Here is a 1,909-nt window from a genome sequence, read left to right as displayed (position 1 = left end):
TTCGGCCGGACATTCACCTTCGCCGACCCCGACGGCTACCAGGTCACTCTCCACGACCGCGCCTGATCGGCCTAACGCCACCGATCACCGATCCCCGAAGACTGCGGTTGCGCCCTGGGCTCGTGCGTGACGCTACCTTCTGTCCTGCTGACCTGACGACGTTCTGCCGGCTGGATGACCTCGGCCTGGAAGTGGTCGGCCAGCAGCCGCATCCCGACCACGCGGTGTTGCTCTGTCGAGCGGTCGACCCTGACAACTGGAGCCATGCCTGCGGCTGTCTGCGAGTACCGCGCGACAGCGTGCTGCACCGACCGGCGCACGTCCCGCTCGGCCGGCGGGCAACGATCCCGCACGTCCGCATCCGCCGCTACCGCTGTCCGGGCCGCGGGCAGGTCTGGCGCCAAGACACGACCGCGGCCACCGCGCCGAGGGCCAAACTCTCGGCGCAAGCGGTGATATGGGCTTCAAGACCGCCGCGCCGGCAAGACCGAACTCACCGCCGTCATCAAGACGATCAGCCACGGCGTCCCGGCCGGACTGCCCGAGCTGAGTCGACAACGAAACGGGCGGCCCCTGCCTGCGCCGATGGGGACCGCCCGAAGGGGAAGTGACGCCAGCCGTTCAGGCCAGATCGTCGAACTCGCCTTCCTTGGCACCGCCGAGGAACGCGCGGAGCTTGGTACGGGTGGTGCGGATGATGACGTCCGGGTTGTCGCTCTCACGCATGAGGATCTCGCCGTTGTGGTCGGCTAGTTCGAGGCAGTTGTTGCCATCGGCGTTCGAGGACTTTGAGGACTTGCGCCACTGGATTTCCATAAATTCTCACGCCTTCAGACTTGTTGTGCGATCTTGCGAATGAAGTCCCGCGAGCTCTCGGGATCAAGCGACTTCTCTTCGGTCCGGTCCAGCGCGACTCGCCAGTTCACGAGACTCGTCTCGGCATCCAGAAACCCTGATCCGGTCGCCGTGTCCGTCTGCACCGTGTCGAGCTGCGGTACTGGGCCGTATACGTAGTGTGCCGAACTGTTGGCATGGGGGAAACCGCCCGCCGCGAACGGCACCGCGCGGACAGTGACGTTGTCACGTTCCGACTCCTCCAGCAGGTAGTCGAGTTGTCCTCGGGTCACCTTCGGGCCGCCATACGTCATCCGGAGTGCGGCTTCGTGGACCAGGAACGTGCAAGCGGGCGGCTCCGGCCGGTCGAGCACATCGCGCCGCTTCAACCGGTGTGAGAGCAGCCGCCGTAGATGCGCGGCGTTCGGCGCCGGCACGGCCTCTGCGAACACCGCACGCGCGTAGTCCTCGGTCTGGAGCAGGCCCGGGAAGTGCATGATCTCCACCGATCGGATGCCGACGGCATGGTGTTCCAGCTCGGCCAGATCGAGTGCGGCACTGGACAAGTCGCCGCGATAGTCCTCCCACCAGCCGTTTATGCGCTCCCCAGCCATGTCGGCCAAGGCATCGATGTACGCCACGTCAGGGCACTTGTAGTGGCTGGCCCATGCCCGTACCCGCGCGGGGCTGACACCGAACCGTCCCGACTCGGTGTTGCTGATGGTGGTCCGGTCCGCGCCGAGCAGGGCCGCTGCCTGGGCAATCGAGAGGCCGGTGTGCTCCCGGATCTTGCGTAGCTCGGAACCCAGTCGGCGCTGTCGCGCGGTGAGTGCCTTCCTCGGCGCCATCGACCTCTCCTCTTGTCAGGTCTCAGTGTGGCCCGTACCCAAACCACAATCCACTTCGTCACCCACAATATCGAAGCGGGTACCACTAGTGATGAGCAGAGGGTACTGTCGTCATAGCACCGCGTCGCACGTCAGTAAGACCGAAGTGCAGCCGCACGAGCCTGCCCTGAGGCGTGCTCAGATTCGGCGGCCATTGCCACGCATGGCGGGCATCGCGGGTACACACC

Annotated in this window: 2 protein-coding genes and 2 pseudogenes; 2 read left to right on the top strand and 2 right to left on the bottom strand. The window is 65.7% G+C overall.

The genetic code is table 11. The features are described from left to right. Both GA0115259_RS39435 and GA0115259_RS42465 read left to right on the top strand, forming a co-directional pair. A pseudogene (locus tag GA0115259_RS39435) lies at nucleotides 1-66 on the top strand (VOC family protein); the annotation flags it as partial. 35 nt (nucleotides 67-101) lie between these two features. After that, nucleotides 102-464, top strand: a pseudogene (locus GA0115259_RS42465) (ISL3 family transposase); the annotation flags it as partial. 157 nt (nucleotides 465-621) lie between these two features. Here the strand turns inward: GA0115259_RS42465 and GA0115259_RS35710 are convergent. Beyond that, nucleotides 622-816 carry a DUF397 domain-containing protein gene (locus tag GA0115259_RS35710; RefSeq protein ID WP_093604549.1) on the bottom strand — a complete coding sequence of 65 codons (195 nt, stop codon included), beginning with the start codon at nucleotides 814-816 and terminating at the stop codon, nucleotides 622-624. A gap of 14 nt (nucleotides 817-830) precedes the next feature. Next, nucleotides 831-1,682, bottom strand: a complete 852-nt coding sequence (locus GA0115259_RS35705; RefSeq protein WP_093604547.1) for a helix-turn-helix domain-containing protein — start codon at nucleotides 1,680-1,682, stop codon at nucleotides 831-833. Nucleotides 1,683-1,909: the final 227 nt, after the last annotated feature.

This window comes from Streptomyces sp. MnatMP-M17 (assembly GCF_900091995.1).
Lineage (GTDB): Bacteria > Actinomycetota > Actinomycetes > Streptomycetales > Streptomycetaceae > Streptomyces.
The sequence above is the reverse complement of the archived record's forward strand: the minus strand, read 5'-3'. Positions and strand labels throughout refer to the sequence as shown.

What these genes read in the sequence shown, in the direction of transcription:
- GA0115259_RS35710 (WP_093604549.1), bottom strand. Translation starts at nt 816, where the DNA reads ATGGAAATCCAGTGGCGCAAGTCCTCAAAGTCCTCGAACGCCGATGGC.
- GA0115259_RS35705 (WP_093604547.1), bottom strand. Translation starts at nt 1,682, where the DNA reads ATGGCGCCGAGGAAGGCACTCACCGCGCGACAGCGCCGACTGGGTTCC.